Here is a 14,694-nt window from a genome sequence, read left to right on the forward strand (position 1 = left end):
TGAGTAGCCGGAGAGTGGGAACTTGCTCTCGGGTGCGCAGGTCCGTGCGCGGGCCGCCTTCGCCCACGGAAGCTAGGATGGATCGGTACGCCGACACGATCCGGAGGATCCCGCCCCTATGAGCGAGCAGACCGCAGCACCCGCAGAGAGCGCCCCGGAGGCGACCGCCGAAGAGATCTTCGAGCAGAAGCGGGTGCGACTCGAGAAGCGCGACCGGTTGAACGCCGGAGCCGACCTCGCCGGCGGCGCCTACCCCGTCTCGCTGCCCGTGACGACGACGATCCCCGCAGTGCGCGCCGCGCACGGGCACCTCGAGCAGACACCCGACACGGCTTCCGGTGAGACCGTGGGTCTCGCGGGTCGCATCGTGTTCCAGCGCAACACCGGCAAGCTCTGCTTCGCCTCGCTGCAGGCCGGCGACGGCACACGCCTTCAGGCGATGGTGAGCCTTGCAGAGGTGGGCGAGGAGTCGCTCGCGCGCTACAAGGAGCTCACCGATCTCGGCGATCATCTGTTCGTGAGCGGCGAGATCATCTCGAGCCGCCGCGGTGAGCTCTCGATCATGGTGCGCGAGTGGGCGATCGCGGCGAAGGCGATCGCGCCCCTGCCCAACATGTACGCCGAGCTCAATGAGGAGACGCGCATCCGCCAGCGCTATCTCGATTTGATCCAGCGCGAGCAGGCCCGCATCAACGTTGTCACCCGCGCACGCACCATGGCGAGCCTGCGGAGCACGTTCGCGGAGCGCGACTTCATCGAGGTCGAGACTCCGATGCTGCAGACGATGCACGGCGGCGCATCGGCACGCCCGTTCGTCACCGAGTCGAACGCGTTCGACACCGAGCTCTACCTGCGCATCGCGCCGGAGCTGTACCTCAAGCGCGCGGCGGTCGGCGGCCTCGAGCGCGTCTTCGAGATCAACCGCAACTTCCGCAACGAGGGCGCCGACTCGACGCACAGCCCCGAGTTCGCGATGCTCGAGGCGTACGAAGCGTATTCCGACTACAACGGCATCGCCGACCTCACGCAGCTGCTCATCCAGAACGCGGCGCTCGCGGCGAACGCCGGCACTGAGCGGGCGGGCACGCACGTGGTGCGGTGGGCGGACGGCACGCTCTTCGATCTCGGCGGCGACTGGGAGCGCATCTCGATGTACGGCACGCTCTCCGAAGCGGCCGGCAGGGAGATCACGCCGGAGACCAGCGTGGCAGAGCTGCAGGCGATCGCCGACGCCGAGGGCGTCGAGGTGCACCTGCCGAATCACGGCAAGCTGGTCGAGGAGCTGTGGGAGCACTTCGTAAAGGACGGGCTCACCCGACCGACCTTCGTCATGGACTTCCCGGTCGAGACGAGCCCGCTCACGCGTCACCATCGCTCGATCCCGGGCATTGTGGAGAAATGGGATCTGTACGTGCGCGGCTTCGAGTTGGCGACCGGGTACTCCGAGCTCGTCGACCCGGTCGTGCAGCGCGAGCGCTTCACGCAGCAGGCGGCGGAGGCCGCCCGGGGCGACGACGAGGCGATGCCGATCGACGAAGACTTCTTGCGCGCGCTCGAGCACGGCATGCCCCCGTCGGGTGGCATGGGCATGGGCATGGATCGACTGCTGATGGCGCTCACCGGGCTCGGAATCCGGGAGACGATCCTTTTCCCGCTCGTCAAGTAGTCGCGTTCAGAGCTCCCCAGGTTTTCGCGCGGGGGCGCAAGTACACTGGGAGAACTATGGACAATTGGTGGTTGAACGCGGTCTGGTCGCTGACTCCGACCGTGCTGATCGGCATCTTCTTCTGGCTGGTGCTGCGGCTGATTCTGCGTGCCGACCGCACGGAGCGCCAGGCCTACCAGCGCATCGAAGCCGAGGAGCGCGCGAAGGCCGGGCTGCCGGCTCGCGACGAAGCCTGAAACACTCCGTTCCCCGGTACAGTGGACGTGCGCGTACTCGCGTATTTAATGCGCTGAGGTGACGGAGGGGGCCAGATGGAATTCGACTGGCTCGGACTCGATTGGCCCGTCGTGTGGGCCTGGTTCGTGCTCGTCGTCGACAATCTGATTCGACTTGTCGCCATCTTCGTCGTTCCGCGCAACCGGCGTCCAACCGCCGGCATGGCCTGGCTCATGGCGATCTTCGCTCTGCCGGTGCCGGGACTGCTGCTCTTCCTCGTCATCGGCAGTAAGCGACTGCCACGCTCGCGCGAACGCAAACAGGAAGCGATCAACCACTTCGTCGCCCAGATCGCCGACCAAGAGGAAGCCGAGCTCATCACGCCGCCCGAGCGCATGCTTCCCGGTCTCGACAGCGTGGTGAAGCTCGGTCGCGAGCTCGGTGCGCAGCCCATGCTGCAGGGCAATACGGCCTCGCTGTGCATCGATTACGAGGAGTCGTTCGCCCGAATGGCCGCCGCCATTCGCGAGGCGGAGGAATACGTGCACATCGAGTTCTACATTCTCGTGCACGACGAGACGACCGATGACGTGTTCGCGGCGATGCGCGAGGCCGTGGCTCGCGGTGTCACCGTGCGCGTGCTGCTCGACCACATCTCGGCGGTGCGCAACCCGGGAGCGAAGCGCACCAGGCAGAGTCTCACCGACATCGGCGCCGAATGGTCGTACATGCTGCCCGTGCGGCCCTGGCGCGGCGAATACCAGCGACCCGACCTGCGCAATCACCGCAAGCTCATCGTCATCGACGGCGCGGTCGGTTTCATGGGCTCGCAGAATCTCGTCGATTCCACATACAACAAGCGTTCGAACCGACGGCGCGGTCTGCACTGGAAAGATCTCATGGTGCGCGTCGAAGGGCCCATCGTGCTCGGGCTCGAGGCCGTGTTCCAAGGGGACTGGTATCTCGAGACCGGCGAGTACTTGACCAACCTCACCGAGGAGGCGTTCACCGTTCAGCAGCCGGGTGAACTTGACTGCCAGATCGTGCCGAGCGGTCCGGGGTACGCCGGCGAGAACAACCTGCAGGTCTTCGTCGCCCTCATGTACTCCGCGCAGCGGCGGATCAGCATCACCAGCCCGTACTTCGTGCCAGACGGCTCAATCATGAACGCGGTGCGTGCGGCGACCGCTCGCGGAGTCGAGGTCGAGCTCTTCGTCTCGGAGGTCGGCGACCAGGCCCTCGTGTATCACGCTCAGCGCTCCTACTACGAGGAGCTGCTGCGCGCCGGGGTGCGCATCATGATGTTCCGCCCGCCGTACATCCTCCACTCGAAGCACTTCACCGTCGACGAGGAGGTCGCGGTCGTCGGATCGTCGAACATGGATCAGCGATCCTTCGGGCTCAACATGGAGATCTCGATGGTGGTGCACGGAGCGGAATTCGTGCGCGATCTCGACGGCGTCACCGATTACTACCGCGAGAACTCGCGCGAGCTGACCCTCGAGGAGTGGGAGAAGCAGTCACTGCCCTCGCAGCTGCTCGACGGCATCGCGCGACTCACCTCGGCGCTGCAGTAGCCTCGCCGCGAGCGGCGAGGGTCTACGCTGAACTCAGCTGCGCCGGCGGGTGCGAGCAGAGTCGTACGAGGGGAATCAGATCATGTTCGCAGTGACCACCAACGACGTACCGGGATACCGGATCACCCAGGTGCTCGGGGAGGTGATGGGGCTCACCGTGCGTTCCGCGAACTTCGGGCAGAACTTCACGGCGGGCTTCCGGGCACTGGGCGGCGGCGAGATGCCCGAGTACACGAAGGTGATCTACGAATCGCGCTGGGAAGTGATGCACCGCATGTGGGCGGAGGCCCAGTCCCGCGGCGGGAATGCGGTGGTGGCGATGCGGTTCGACTCAGGCGCGATCGGCAACTTCACCGAGTTCTGCGCGTACGGCACGGCCGTCGTCATCGAACCGCTCGCTCCGCAGGCGCCCGCGACGCCGCAGAACCCGGCGCAGTAGTCGGGGAAGCCCGACCAGACGGGCTCGGCGTCAGAACGCGTGCTGCTCAGCCGGGGTGCCGAGGCGGCGGATCGCGATCCGCGGCCCGTTCCGCGTCTCGTCGACCGGGAACGGGATCTCGTGGGCTGCCGGTGCATCCCTCGCGACCGCCGGTGAGATCAGCCAGGCCTCGCCGTTGAGAATGCGCGGGGCTTCCGTTCCGCTCAGCGCTGTCAGGGCGGAGCGGATGAGCGCTCCGTGGGCCACGACGATCGACCCGGGGGCCTCGCGCAGGATCCGCCCGAACGCTGACGCTCCGCGTTCCGCGAGCGCCGCGAGAGCCTCCGCGTCGGGGACGTCGAGGCCGGGCCACCGGGCGCTGGCATCGGTGACGAGCATCCCCTCGGCCGAACCGAAGTCGCGCTCGATGACGTCATCCGCGATCTCCGCCTGCGGCAGCTCGAGCCGGTCGGAGATGATGCGAGCGGTTTCGGCGGCGCGACTGAGCGGGGACGCGATGACGCGCCGCCACGGCCCTGCATCGTGCAGCAGCTCGGCGATCTCACCGGCCTGGCTGCGGCCGCGCTCGTTCAGCGGGATATCGGTGCGGCCCTGGATGCGGCGACCGATGTTCCAGTCGGTCTCGCCGTGCCGAACGATGACGATGGATGCGGCGCGAGATTCAGGGGTGCTCATACTCCCACGCTAACCGGTCGAGGTCGTGCTGCGCCCGCGACGGAGGAACCGGCTGACGGTTCGGAGACCACTCGCCCGTGCGTCTCGGTCGTCGGGCTGCGGAAGGCGGTCGCCCGTTCGATCTCCACGCGCACACGGGTGCCAGCAGCGCAACGCACGCCGTGCGCACGCGAGCGGATCGAGAGCCCCTGCCAGTCGATCACGAGGTCGTCGCCGCCTCGGCCGAAGAGCGACGAGGTGACGGTCGCGGGGCCCGATGGGTCTGGAATCGCGCGCACGTGCTCGGGCGAGACGGCGAGTTCCACTGCAGCGCCACCGTTTCGCCCCTGGCCGTCGAGTCGCGTCCCGTCCACACGCTCGAACGGCAGCGCGAGCGGGTGCTGACCAGCGCGGAACCCGGCGTGGTCGAGCACTCCCGGCACGATCGCCGCATCGGAGACGAACCCCGCGACGAAGGCCGACGCGGGGCGCTCCACCAGCTCAGCGGGGGTCGCCACTTGCTGGACTCGGCCGCCGTCGACGACGACCACCCGATCGGCGAGCGCGAGCGCCTCGCTCCGGTCGTGGGTGACGTGCAGCACGGTGAGGCCGAGCTCGCGGGTGAGCGCGCGGAGTTCGAGTCGGAGGCGATCGCGCAGCGGCTCGTCGAGTGCGGAGAGCGCCTCGTCGAGGAGCAGCACGCGCGGGCGCGCGACGATTGCTCGGGCGATCGCGACGCGCTGCCGCTGGCCGCCGGAGAGCGTGGCGGGGTTGCGCCGCTCGGCGCCGGGGAGACCCACGAGATCGAGTGCCTCTGCGACGCGGCGGCGGCGCTCCGCTCGCGAGACGCCGCCCCGGCGCAAGGGGTACTCGATGTTGCGGCCGACGTTCCAGTGCGGCCAGACCGCGTGCTGCTGGAACACCATGCCGAGCCCGCGCCGCTCGGGCTCCAGGCTCCGGCTCGGCGATGCCACCACGGTATCGCCGATGCGCACGGTTCCGGCGGTCGGGGCGATGAAACCGGCGACCGTGCGCAGCAGGGTCGTCTTGCCGGAGCCCGACGGGCCGACGAGGGCCACGAACTCGCCGTCGCCGATGCGGAGATCGACGTCGGCGAGCCCGAGATGGCCCCCGGGGTAGGAGAGACTGACCGATTCGAGTGCGACGGAAGACACGAGCGTTCCTAACGTGGGGTGCGGGCGGTGAGGCCGAGTCCGGCGAGTCCGACGAGTGCGACGATGAGCGAGAGCGCGGACGAGGCGTTGTAGGCGCCTGCCTGCTGCAGGTTGAAGATGACGACGCCGAGCGTCTGGGAGCCGGGCGAGAGCAGGAGTACGGAGAGCGTGAGCTCGCGCACAGCGGTGAGCCCGACGAGAACCGCCCCCGAGATCGCTGCGGGAACGGCCATGCGGCACGAGATGTCCCAGAGCGCCCGCAGCCGGGTGGCGCCCGAGATGCGGGCTGCCTCCTCCGCAGTCGTCGGGGTCGCGGAGAGCGGGGCGTGCACGGATTGCACGACCAGGGCGAGGAACGACGTCAGATAGGCGCAGAGGATCAGCCAGGGCGTGTTGGAGAGGCCGATCTTCGGTGCGATCACGAGCCAGGCGACAGCGATGACGAGTCCGGGGATCGCCTGCGGCAGGAGCGACAGACCGAGCAGCGCGGGGTTGCTCCGAGCGCGCGTGCGGGTCACGAACGTGCCGATCCCGAGTCCCAGCACTCCGCAGATGATGGCGGCGAGTGTCGCCAGCATCAGTGAGTTGCCGATACCGGTGAGTGTGCCCGATGCCGACAGGGCCCGTTCGAAGCTCGCGAGTGTGACCGTCTCGAGCGTGAGCGGCACCCCGGGCGCTGGCAAGAGGGATTGGATGGCGAGCGTGATGAGCGGCAGCACGGTGACCGCGAGCACTGCGATGGCGGTGAGCGCGCCGACCGGCACCCTGGCGCGTCCGAGCGGGAGCCGGGCCGGTGCTCCGGCTTGCGCGTCGAGCTCGACCCGTGTGCGCGTGCGCAGCAGATCGACGACGACACCGAGCAGCGCGATGACGAGCAGTACGAACCCGATGGCCGAGACCACCGCGAGGGGGTCGTCGACGGTGCCCGACTGCAGGTAGCGGTAGACGAGGGTGGAGAGCGTGACGTAGCGCTCGGGCAGACCGATGATGGAGGGGATGCCGAAATCGGCGAGATTCGAGACGGCGATGAGTGTGAATGAGGAGAGCATGGCGGGTCGCAGCAGCGGCGTCGTGACCTCCCAGAGCGCGCGGGGCGCGGAGGAGCCGGAGATGCGCGCCGCCTGCTCCAGGTCCGCGGGAATGCGCCGCAGTGCAGCTGTCACGATCATCATCGCGATCGGGTAGCTGTGGAGGGTGAGGAGGAAGATCACGCCGTCGCCGCCGTAGAGATTCCAGAGCGGTGCGCCGAACCGCTGCGTCCAGAACGTGTTCACCGCTGCCGAGGGGCCGAGCAGGCTGAGCCAGGCGATCGCCCCGACGAACGGCGGCATGAGCATCGGGCTGAGTGCGAGCAGGCGGAGCGCGCGACGGCCGGGCAGGTCGGTGCGTTCGAGTAGCACGGCGAGCGCGCTGCCGATGACCACGGCGAGCACGGCTGAGACGGCGGCGGAGACGAGCGAGTTGCCGGCGGCTCCGAGCACGTCGGGATCGCCGAGGGCCGTCCATCCGCCGCCGGTCGCGGCGAGGACGACGATCGCGATGATCGGTACGAGGATGAGGGCGGCGACCGCGCACCACAGGGCGATGCGCACCGCGCCGAGGCCGTCGAGCGAGAACCGGGACCTCGCCGCATCGGTGGTGCGATCCCGGCCGGTCCCGCGGGCCCGACCGTGATCGGTCGAGCCCGCGAGCGGCCGCGAGAGCGTGTTACTGGAAGAGGCCATTGAAAGTCTCGACGGCGTCGGCCTGCGACGCGCGGATCGTCTCGAGGTCGGGGGTGAGCAGTGTGATGTCGGCAGTAGCGGGCGCGCCTTCCGGGCTCTCGACGTCATCGCGGATCGGGAGGTACGACTGCGATGCTGCGATCTCCTGCCCTTCCTTGCTGATGAGGAAGTCGACGAGCAACTGGGAGGCCTCTGGCTCCGCGGTATCGGCGAAGATGCCGACCGGCTGCGACACGAAGGGCACGCCCTCCTCGGGGTAGACCGCCTCGATGGGCGAACCCGCGGCGGCGAGGTCCCGCACGAGGGAGTCGACGACGATCCCGACCGGGCTGCTGCCGTCGGCGACGGCCTGCGAGACGGGGCCGTTGCTCTCCGCGATCAGGGGCTGGTTGGCGGCGAGCCCCTCGAGCCAGGTCATGCCCATGTCGTCGTTGTCGAGCCACACGGCGGCGTTGTACGCAGCGGCGCCCGAGACGTCGGGGTTCGGCATCGCGATCTTCCCCGCGTACTCGGGGTCGGTGAGATCCTGCCACGACTCGGGGGCCTCGGTGATGACGTTCGTGTTGATCGCGACGACGGTCGGCAGCACTCGCGTGCCGACGTAGAAGTGCTCGGGATCGACGAGATCCTGATTGATGGCCGCGGCTTCGGGGGATTCGTACTCGAGGAGCAGGTCGCGCTCGGCGTAGTCCTCGAACGTGCCGGCGTCGGCCGCCAGCAGCAGGTCGGCGCCGATGTCGCCCGACTTCTCCTCGGCTGCGATACGAGCGGTGAGATCTCCGGTGCCGGCGCGGAAGACGTCGACGGTGATCTCCGGGTGCTGCTCGGTGAACGCCGCGACGATCGCGTCGATCTTCTCCTGCGGCTCCGAGGTGTACAGGGTGATCGTCGACGCATCGGGGGTGCCGGCATCGCCGGAGTCGGTTGCGTCCGCCGAAGCGGCGCATCCGGTGAGTGCGAGGGCCGACAGGGCGAACGCGGCGATGACGCCGGTGGAACGGTTACGAGACATGGGTCGCTTTCTGTGCAGAGCGGGTGATGGACTGGGTGAAGAGGGGCTCGGGTGAGTGCAGCGCGATCGTGGAAGCGCTCACTCCCTCGCTCGTGAACTGGACGAGCGAGAACATGGGGGAGTCGTGCCCGGCGACGGCGTCGGGGCCGGCGTTCATCACCTGGTGGTAGGCGAGAGAGGGGCCGACGAAGATGGGAATGCCGTGCATCGATGCTGTGAGGCCGTGGTGGAAATGCCCGGCGAGGATCGCGCGGACGTCGCTGCCGTCGAGTACGTGGAGCAGCTCTTCCGCGTTGCGGAGGCCCTGGCGGCGGAGCGCCGGCAGCGGTGAGCCGAGCGGCGCGTGGTGCAGCGCGACGACCGTGCCGCGTTCCGCCGGTGCAGCGAGCTCGGAGGCGAGCCACTCGAGTTGATCGGCGTCGATGCGGCCGGTGCGCGAGTCGAGGCGGACCACGCGGACGCCGTCGACGAGGTGGGCGCCGATGTGCGCGCGCGCGTGGCCGGGAAGTGCGTGCGCGGCGATGGGGTCGTCGTGGTTGCCGAGCACGGTGAGCACCGGTGCGGCCAGGCGATCCTGCAGGCGATCGCACGCCCGTGCCACCGCGGCGTAGGCGCCGGCGTTGCCGCGTTCGATGAGGTCGCCGGTGATGACGACCGCCTCCGGCGTGATGCCGGTCGCGAGCGCGTAATCGCCCACCCGTTCGAGCCGACCCAGGCCGTCGACCGCGTCGTAGAGCAGACCGCTCTCCGTGGCGTGGAGGTCGCTCACGTGGAGCACCGTGAACCGGCCGGTGCGGCGGCTCATGCGACTGATCCGGAGGCGATGGCGGCGTGCGCGTCCGCCCGATCCGCGAGGGCGGCCACATGCCCGGACGTCGCGCCGTGCGTGCGGAGATACTGCGCGACCCCTCCCAGCTCATCCACGATGTCGAGTGCCGACTCGAGGGCCTCCGCGGGGCTGTCGAGGTGGAGTCGCTCCGACGCGGCGCGCGCCGCAGCTGAGAGCGTGACGCCCGAGAGCTGCGCGGCGGCGATCGCCTCCCGCTGCGGGCGCACGGTCTCGCCCGATACTGCGTAGTCAGCCACGACTTCGGCACGCGCGTCTCCCGCGGCGAGTCTCGCCAGTGCGACGACGAGTCCGGTGCGGTCCTTCCCGGCTGTGCAGTGCACGACCGCGGTTCCCGGGTGCTCGGCGATGGCGATGACAGCGGCGGTGAGCCGTGAGCCGCGATCGCGGACGAGCCCCGCGTAGACGGATTCGAGCGTTCCCGAGCTGGGCGGCGCTGCGCCGTAGAGCGGCACGGAGCGCACGGGGATCGTGTGCGTGCGCCCCGCCTGCTCCGATTCCTCGCGCAGGTCGATGACGAGGTCGACGCCGACGTCTCGAAGGCTGCGCTCGCCGCCGGAGGTGAGCGCATCGAGGCCGGCCGAGCGCACGAGCCAGGGGCGACGGCGGTGACCGATGCCTCGTGCGTTGTAGCTGCCGTCGAGTGAAATGTCGTGCACTGCTCTGTTCTCCTGCCGGTGTCGCCCGTTACATCGGGCGTGAAATGCGGTTACATGAGCAGCATCGCCGGGCAGGGTGTCGCGGTGGTGAACGGGTGGGGACGCGCAGCTGTCGAACTGGAGAAGGGTGCGAAGATCCCAGATCAGACAGATTTACTGCTGAGAGTCGACGAGGGCGTCAGCGACGACCTCGCGCATGTCGAGCGCGTCGGTGCTCGATCGCAGGCCCGCGACCTCCGTGACGAGCGCCTGCAACAGCACGGAGTGGCCGAGTCGGCTGAAGAAGGGATCGACCGCGTGCTGGGTGCCGACCGCGCCGGTCGAGAGTGCGACGTCCGAGAGCTCGACCAGGGGGGCCCTCGGGTAGCTGCAGAGCGACACGATTCGCGCACCGCGCTTGCGCGCGGCGCGCACCGTCGCCAGTGTGTGCGCGTTCGCCCCGGAATGGCTGAGTGCGAAACAGACGTCAGCATCGGTGAGGCTGTGAGCGGCGAACTGCTGAGCGAGGATGTCGAGCGGCGCTTCCACCGGGCGGCCGACCGTGGCGAGGCGCATGGCGGCGTCTTGCAGTGGTGGAGCGGAGAACCCGTTGGCGGCGCACACGACGCGCGAGGCGCGCGCGAGCAGCGCGGCGGCCTCGGCGAGGGCGGTGCGGTCGATCGAAGCCCGCCCGACGAGCAGTGCGGCCCGCGCGCTCTCGAAGACCTGGTCCACGGCGTCTCCCGGGGTGCGCTCCTCGGTGCCGGAGGCGGGCATCTCCCGTGCCAGTTCGAGGCGCAGATGCTGGAACCCGCGGAATCCGAGCCGCTGGCAGGCTCTGATGACGGTGGCGGTCGATGTTCCGGCCGCCGCGGCGAGCTCCTGCGTCGACCATTGCGGGACGTCGGCGGGGCGATCGAGGATCACTCGGGCGACCGCGCCCTCGCTCTGCCCGAGGGTCGCGGCGAACGCGCGGATCAGGGCGAGCGCAGACGCGGGTGCTGCTGGGGAGAGCGAGGGCGACGACATGCGTTCACGGTAAGCGGCACGGGTGAACGCGGGGTGTCGAGCCAGTGGACTGCGCGGGTCCGCCTCCGGCCTGCACGGGCTCTGGCTCCGACGTCGCGCTACTCGGAGACGACGAGCAGGTCGCCCACCTCGCAGTCGAGCGCACGGCAGATCGCGGTGAGCGTCGAGAAGCGGATCGCTCGCGCGCGATCATTCTTCAGCACGGAGAGGTTCACGAGGCTCACCCCGACCATCTCGCTCACCTGCGTGAGGGTGAGACCCCGCTCTGCGAGCAGCTCGTCGAGCCGGCAGTGGATCGCGTGCCCCTCGCCGGGGTCGACGGGAGTCATACGAGGCCCTCGGTCTCGCGCTCGAGGCGCATCGCGCGTCGGATTGCGATGTCGATCAGTCCGAGGGCGGAGATCCCGAAGAGGATGATCATGTACCATCCCCACCACGCCAGGGTTCCGGTGTCTGTGGTACGGACGTCGAGTGCTGCGGCTACCCCGTTCGCCGCGAAGTGCCGGAACGCATACGCCGCGAGCGCTCCGCCGACGCCGCTCCACATGGCTGCGCTGAATGCTCGGCTCACGGCGGGCGTGAAGAACTCGCCGCGCAGCACACTCCGCGTCAGTCGCGCCGTGCAGGCGATCACGACCAGGGCGGCAATGGCCGCGAGCGCGATCGAGATCGCCAGGCACACCGTCGAGACCGGGTTGACATCGGGCACGATCACGTCGATCCGCGTCGCGATCCCGGAGATGGGGTCCGCTGCGATCGGTCCGTCTGCGCCGTACTCCGTCACCCCCTCCGCGGTGATCTCCCGCGGTTGGATCGGAAGGGTCCACGCGATGCCACCGGGGACGAAGCGACGCCGGAACTCGGCGATCGCGAGCGCGACGACGGCGATCGCGGCGAGTGAGCACATGACGAGTACGCCGATGGCGTCCGAGCGGATCCTGCGCGGAGTGAACTCACCTCGGGAGGGTGGGCGCTGGGGGAGCTGCGACGCTGACATGGCGCCTCCTTATCGTTCATCGTTATTATCGGTGATCGATAAGCTACGGGATGCTGGGCTCGTCCGTCAACCGCCCGTCACGCCTGCGGCGAACACGGCCCCGCGGTACGGGATCACCACGTAGCCTGTTTCCATCGGCGGCGCCTTTCCCGTGCTACAGGCGTCGCAAGGAGGTAGGAGATGTTCGAGAGATTCACTGATCGTGCTCGCCGGGTTGTGGTGCTCGCCCAGGAAGAGGCGAAGATGCTCAACCACAATTACATCGGTACTGAGCACATTCTGCTGGGCCTGATCCACGAGGGCGAGGGCGTTGCAGCGAAGGCGCTCGAGCAGCTCGAGATCTCGCTCGACGCAGTGCGTGCGCAGGTCACCGACATCATCGGCACCGGGCAGCAGCCGCCGGCGGGTCACATCCCGTTCACGCCGCGCGCCAAGAAGGTGCTCGAGCTGAGCCTGCGCGAAGCGCTGCAGCTGGGCCACAACTACATCGGCACCGAGCACATCCTGCTCGGCCTGATCCGCGAAGGAGAAGGCGTCGCCGCGCAGGTGCTCGTGAAGCTCGGCGCCGATCTCAACCGCGTGCGCCAGACCGTGATCCAGCTGCTCTCCGGCTACCAGGCCGGCAAGGAGAGCGCGACCGTGGGTGCGCCGGAGTCGGGCGGCGAGTCCAAGGGCTCGCAGGTGCTCGATCAGTTCGGCCGCAACCTCACGCAGGCGGCCCGCGAGGGCAGGCTCGACCCCGTGATCGGCCGTGAGAAGGAAGTCGAGCGGGTCATGCAGATCCTCTCGCGCCGCACCAAGAACAACCCGGTGCTGATCGGCGAGCCCGGCGTCGGCAAGACCGCCGTCGTCGAGGGTCTCGCGCAGGCGATCATCAAGGGCGAGGTGCCCGAGACGCTCAAGGACAAGCAGGTCTACGTGCTCGACCTCGGCTCCATGATCGCGGGCAGCCGCTACCGCGGCGACTTCGAGGAGCGCCTGAAGAAGGTCACCAAGGAGATCCGCAACCGAGGCGACATCATCATCTTCATCGATGAGATCCACACGCTCGTGGGTGCCGGTGCGGCAGAAGGCGCGATCGACGCGGCCAACATTCTGAAGCCGATGCTCGCGCGCGGTGAGCTCCAGACGATCGGCGCCACCACGCTCGACGAGTACCGCAAGCACTTCGAGAAGGACGCAGCGCTCGAGCGCCGCTTCCAGTCGATCCAGGTCGCGGAGCCGTCGCTCCCGCACTCGATCAACATCTTGAAGGGCCTGCGCGACCGTTACGAGGCGCACCACAAGGTCTCCATCACCGACGGCGCCATCGTCGCCGCGGTGAATCTCGCCGATCGGTACGTGCAGGATCGCTTCCTGCCGGACAAGGCCATCGACCTGATCGACGAGGCCGGCGCACGCCTCCGCCTGTCGATCCTGTCGAGCCCGCCGGAGCTGCGGGAGTTCGACGAGAAGATCGCCGTCGTCCGTGCTGAGAAGGAGCAGGCGATCGAGGGTCAGGACTTCGAAGCCGCCGCCAACAAGCGCGACGAGGAGAAGAAGCTGATCGCCGAGCGACTGCGCCTCGAGAAGCAGTGGCGTTCGGGCGACGTGGCCACCCAGGCCGAGGTCGACGAGGGACTGATCGCAGAGGTGCTCGCTCAGGCGACCGGCATCCCGGTGTTCAAGCTGACCGAGGAGGAGACCTCGCGGCTCCGCTTCATGGAAGACGCGCTCCACCAGCGCGTCATCGGCCAGAACGAGGCCATCTCGGCACTCGCGAAGACGATCCGTCGCCAGCGCGCCGGCCTCAAGGATCCGAAGCGCCCCTCCGGCTCGTTCATCTTCGCCGGCCCGACGGGCGTCGGTAAGACGGAGCTCGCGAAGGCGCTCGCCGAGTTCCTGTTCGATGACGAGGATGCGCTGATCTCGCTCGACATGTCGGAGTACGGCGAGAAGCACACCGTTTCGCGTCTCTTCGGCGCCCCTCCGGGGTTCGTCGGGTTCGAAGAGGGCGGCCAGCTCACCGAGAAGGTGCGCCGCAAGCCGTTCTCCGTCGTGCTCTTCGACGAGATCGAGAAGGCTCACCCCGACATCTTCAACTCGCTGCTGCAGATCCTCGAAGAGGGTCGCCTCACCGACGGTCAGGGTCGCGTGATCGACTTCAAGAACACCGTCATCATCATGACGACGAACCTCGGATCGACCGCGATCGCCGGCGGCCCGGTGGGCTTCCAGCTCGAGGGCGACTCGTCGGTCGGGTACGACATGATGAAGGGCAAGGTGAACGAGGAGCTCAAGAAGCACTTCAAGCCGGAGTTCCTGAACCGTGTCGACGACACGATCGTGTTCCCGCAGCTCACCAAGCCGGAGCTGCTGCAGATCGTCGATCTGTTCGTGAAGCAGCTGAAGGATCGCCTGCTCGATCGCGACATGCACATCGAGATCTCGGTCGCGGCGCGCGAGCGCCTCTCCGAGGTGGGCTACGACCCGACGCTCGGTGCGCGTCCGCTGCGCCGCGCGATGCAGCGGGAGATCGAGGATCGCCTCTCGGAGCGCATCCTGAGCGCCGAGTTGCTGGCGGGCGACCTCGTGAAGGTCGACTTCGTCGACGGCGAGTTCACCTTCGCCACCGAGCCGCGCGCGGATCGGGACGCGGGAGCCGCCTCGGCTTCGGCCGCGGCCGCCGTGGCCTCGACCGCCGCGACTCCCGGCATCGGCGAGTAACGCACTCCGCGCAG

14 protein-coding genes are annotated in these 14,694 nt (G+C 68.6%); 5 read left to right on the forward strand and 9 right to left on the reverse strand.

The annotated features are described in order from the left end of the window. Window positions 1–118: 118 nt before the first annotated feature. The 4 genes from lysS (at window position 119) to ABFX18_RS00865 (ending at window position 3,898) form a co-directional block, all read left to right on the forward strand. Window positions 119–1,666: a lysine--tRNA ligase gene (lysS, locus tag ABFX18_RS00850; protein ID WP_346057062.1), complete on the forward strand. Its 1,548-nt coding sequence runs from the start codon at window positions 119–121 to the stop codon at window positions 1,664–1,666. A 56-nt stretch (window positions 1,667–1,722) separates the two neighbouring features. Then, window positions 1,723–1,902, forward strand: coding sequence for a hypothetical protein (locus ABFX18_RS00855; protein ID WP_346057063.1), 180 nt, complete (start codon window positions 1,723–1,725; stop codon window positions 1,900–1,902). A 75-nt stretch (window positions 1,903–1,977) separates the two neighbouring features. After that, a complete protein-coding gene (gene cls, locus ABFX18_RS00860; RefSeq protein WP_346057064.1) occupies window positions 1,978–3,459 on the forward strand; it encodes a cardiolipin synthase in 1,482 nt (493 codons plus the stop codon). A gap of 82 nt (window positions 3,460–3,541) precedes the next feature. Next, window positions 3,542–3,898: a YbjQ family protein gene (locus ABFX18_RS00865; RefSeq protein ID WP_090151423.1), complete on the forward strand. Its 357-nt coding sequence runs from the start codon at window positions 3,542–3,544 to the stop codon at window positions 3,896–3,898. 30 nt (window positions 3,899–3,928) lie between these two features. On the opposite strand, the gene ABFX18_RS00870 is transcribed toward ABFX18_RS00865, so the two are convergent. The 9 genes from ABFX18_RS00870 to ABFX18_RS00910 form a co-directional block, all read right to left on the reverse strand. Next, window positions 3,929–4,573, reverse strand: a complete 645-nt coding sequence (locus ABFX18_RS00870) for a histidine phosphatase family protein (protein WP_346057065.1) — start codon at window positions 4,571–4,573, stop codon at window positions 3,929–3,931. Beyond that, entirely contained in the window at window positions 4,570–5,727 is a 1,158-nt protein-coding gene (locus ABFX18_RS00875) for an ABC transporter ATP-binding protein (RefSeq protein ID WP_346057066.1), read from the reverse strand. Before ABFX18_RS00875 ends, ABFX18_RS00870 begins: the two co-directional genes overlap by 4 nt. Window positions 5,728–5,735: 8 nt before the next feature. After that, entirely contained in the window at window positions 5,736–7,451 is a 1,716-nt protein-coding gene (locus ABFX18_RS00880) for an ABC transporter permease (RefSeq protein ID WP_346057067.1), read from the reverse strand. Continuing rightward, window positions 7,435–8,463: an ABC transporter substrate-binding protein gene (locus tag ABFX18_RS00885; RefSeq protein ID WP_346057068.1), complete on the reverse strand. Its 1,029-nt coding sequence runs from the start codon at window positions 8,461–8,463 to the stop codon at window positions 7,435–7,437. Before ABFX18_RS00885 ends, ABFX18_RS00880 begins: the two co-directional genes overlap by 17 nt. Then, on the reverse strand, window positions 8,453–9,268 hold the full coding sequence (locus ABFX18_RS00890; RefSeq protein ID WP_346057069.1) for a metallophosphoesterase family protein: 816 nt from the start codon (window positions 9,266–9,268) through the stop codon (window positions 8,453–8,455). Before ABFX18_RS00890 ends, ABFX18_RS00885 begins: the two co-directional genes overlap by 11 nt. Beyond that, window positions 9,265–9,969 (reverse strand): tyrosine-protein phosphatase, encoded by a 705-nt coding sequence (locus tag ABFX18_RS00895; RefSeq protein WP_346057070.1) that lies wholly within the window; start codon window positions 9,967–9,969, stop codon window positions 9,265–9,267. Before ABFX18_RS00895 ends, ABFX18_RS00890 begins: the two co-directional genes overlap by 4 nt. Window positions 9,970–10,122: 153 nt before the next feature. Continuing rightward, window positions 10,123–10,977 carry a MurR/RpiR family transcriptional regulator gene (locus tag ABFX18_RS00900; protein WP_200331351.1) on the reverse strand — a complete coding sequence of 285 codons (855 nt, stop codon included), beginning with the start codon at window positions 10,975–10,977 and terminating at the stop codon, window positions 10,123–10,125. A 98-nt stretch (window positions 10,978–11,075) separates the two neighbouring features. Beyond that, window positions 11,076–11,306: a helix-turn-helix domain-containing protein gene (locus ABFX18_RS00905; protein ID WP_090150969.1), complete on the reverse strand. Its 231-nt coding sequence runs from the start codon at window positions 11,304–11,306 to the stop codon at window positions 11,076–11,078. Beyond that, window positions 11,303–11,974, reverse strand: a complete 672-nt coding sequence (locus tag ABFX18_RS00910; RefSeq protein WP_346057071.1) for a hypothetical protein — start codon at window positions 11,972–11,974, stop codon at window positions 11,303–11,305. Before ABFX18_RS00910 ends, ABFX18_RS00905 begins: the two co-directional genes overlap by 4 nt. 180 nt (window positions 11,975–12,154) lie before the next feature. On the opposite strand from ABFX18_RS00910, the gene ABFX18_RS00915 reads away from it, so the two are divergent. Next, on the forward strand, window positions 12,155–14,680 hold the full coding sequence (locus ABFX18_RS00915; protein WP_090150963.1) for an ATP-dependent Clp protease ATP-binding subunit: 2,526 nt from the start codon (window positions 12,155–12,157) through the stop codon (window positions 14,678–14,680). Window positions 14,681–14,694 lie beyond the last annotated feature (14 nt).

Source organism: Leucobacter alluvii (assembly GCF_039530485.1).
Taxonomy (GTDB): Bacteria; Actinomycetota; Actinomycetes; order Actinomycetales; family Microbacteriaceae; genus Leucobacter; species Leucobacter alluvii.

Bases quoted from the DNA above. Each gene is read 5' to 3' on its own strand.
- ABFX18_RS00890 (WP_346057069.1), bottom strand. From the start codon at position 9,268: ATGAGCCGCCGCACCGGCCGGTTCACGGTGCTCCACGTGAGCGACCTC.
- lysS (WP_346057062.1), top strand. From the start codon at position 119: ATGAGCGAGCAGACCGCAGCACCCGCAGAGAGCGCCCCGGAGGCGACC.
- ABFX18_RS00880 (WP_346057067.1), bottom strand. From the start codon at position 7,451: ATGGCCTCTTCCAGTAACACGCTCTCGCGGCCGCTCGCGGGCTCGACC.
- ABFX18_RS00885 (WP_346057068.1), bottom strand. From the start codon at position 8,463: ATGTCTCGTAACCGTTCCACCGGCGTCATCGCCGCGTTCGCCCTGTCG.
- ABFX18_RS00915 (WP_090150963.1), top strand. From the start codon at position 12,155: ATGTTCGAGAGATTCACTGATCGTGCTCGCCGGGTTGTGGTGCTCGCC.
- cls (WP_346057064.1), top strand. From the start codon at position 1,978: ATGGAATTCGACTGGCTCGGACTCGATTGGCCCGTCGTGTGGGCCTGG.
- ABFX18_RS00900 (WP_200331351.1), bottom strand. From the start codon at position 10,977: ATGTCGTCGCCCTCGCTCTCCCCAGCAGCACCCGCGTCTGCGCTCGCC.
- ABFX18_RS00855 (WP_346057063.1), top strand. From the start codon at position 1,723: ATGGACAATTGGTGGTTGAACGCGGTCTGGTCGCTGACTCCGACCGTG.
- ABFX18_RS00905 (WP_090150969.1), bottom strand. From the start codon at position 11,306: ATGACTCCCGTCGACCCCGGCGAGGGGCACGCGATCCACTGCCGGCTC.
- ABFX18_RS00865 (WP_090151423.1), top strand. From the start codon at position 3,542: ATGTTCGCAGTGACCACCAACGACGTACCGGGATACCGGATCACCCAG.
- ABFX18_RS00910 (WP_346057071.1), bottom strand. From the start codon at position 11,974: ATGTCAGCGTCGCAGCTCCCCCAGCGCCCACCCTCCCGAGGTGAGTTC.
- ABFX18_RS00870 (WP_346057065.1), bottom strand. From the start codon at position 4,573: ATGAGCACCCCTGAATCTCGCGCCGCATCCATCGTCATCGTTCGGCAC.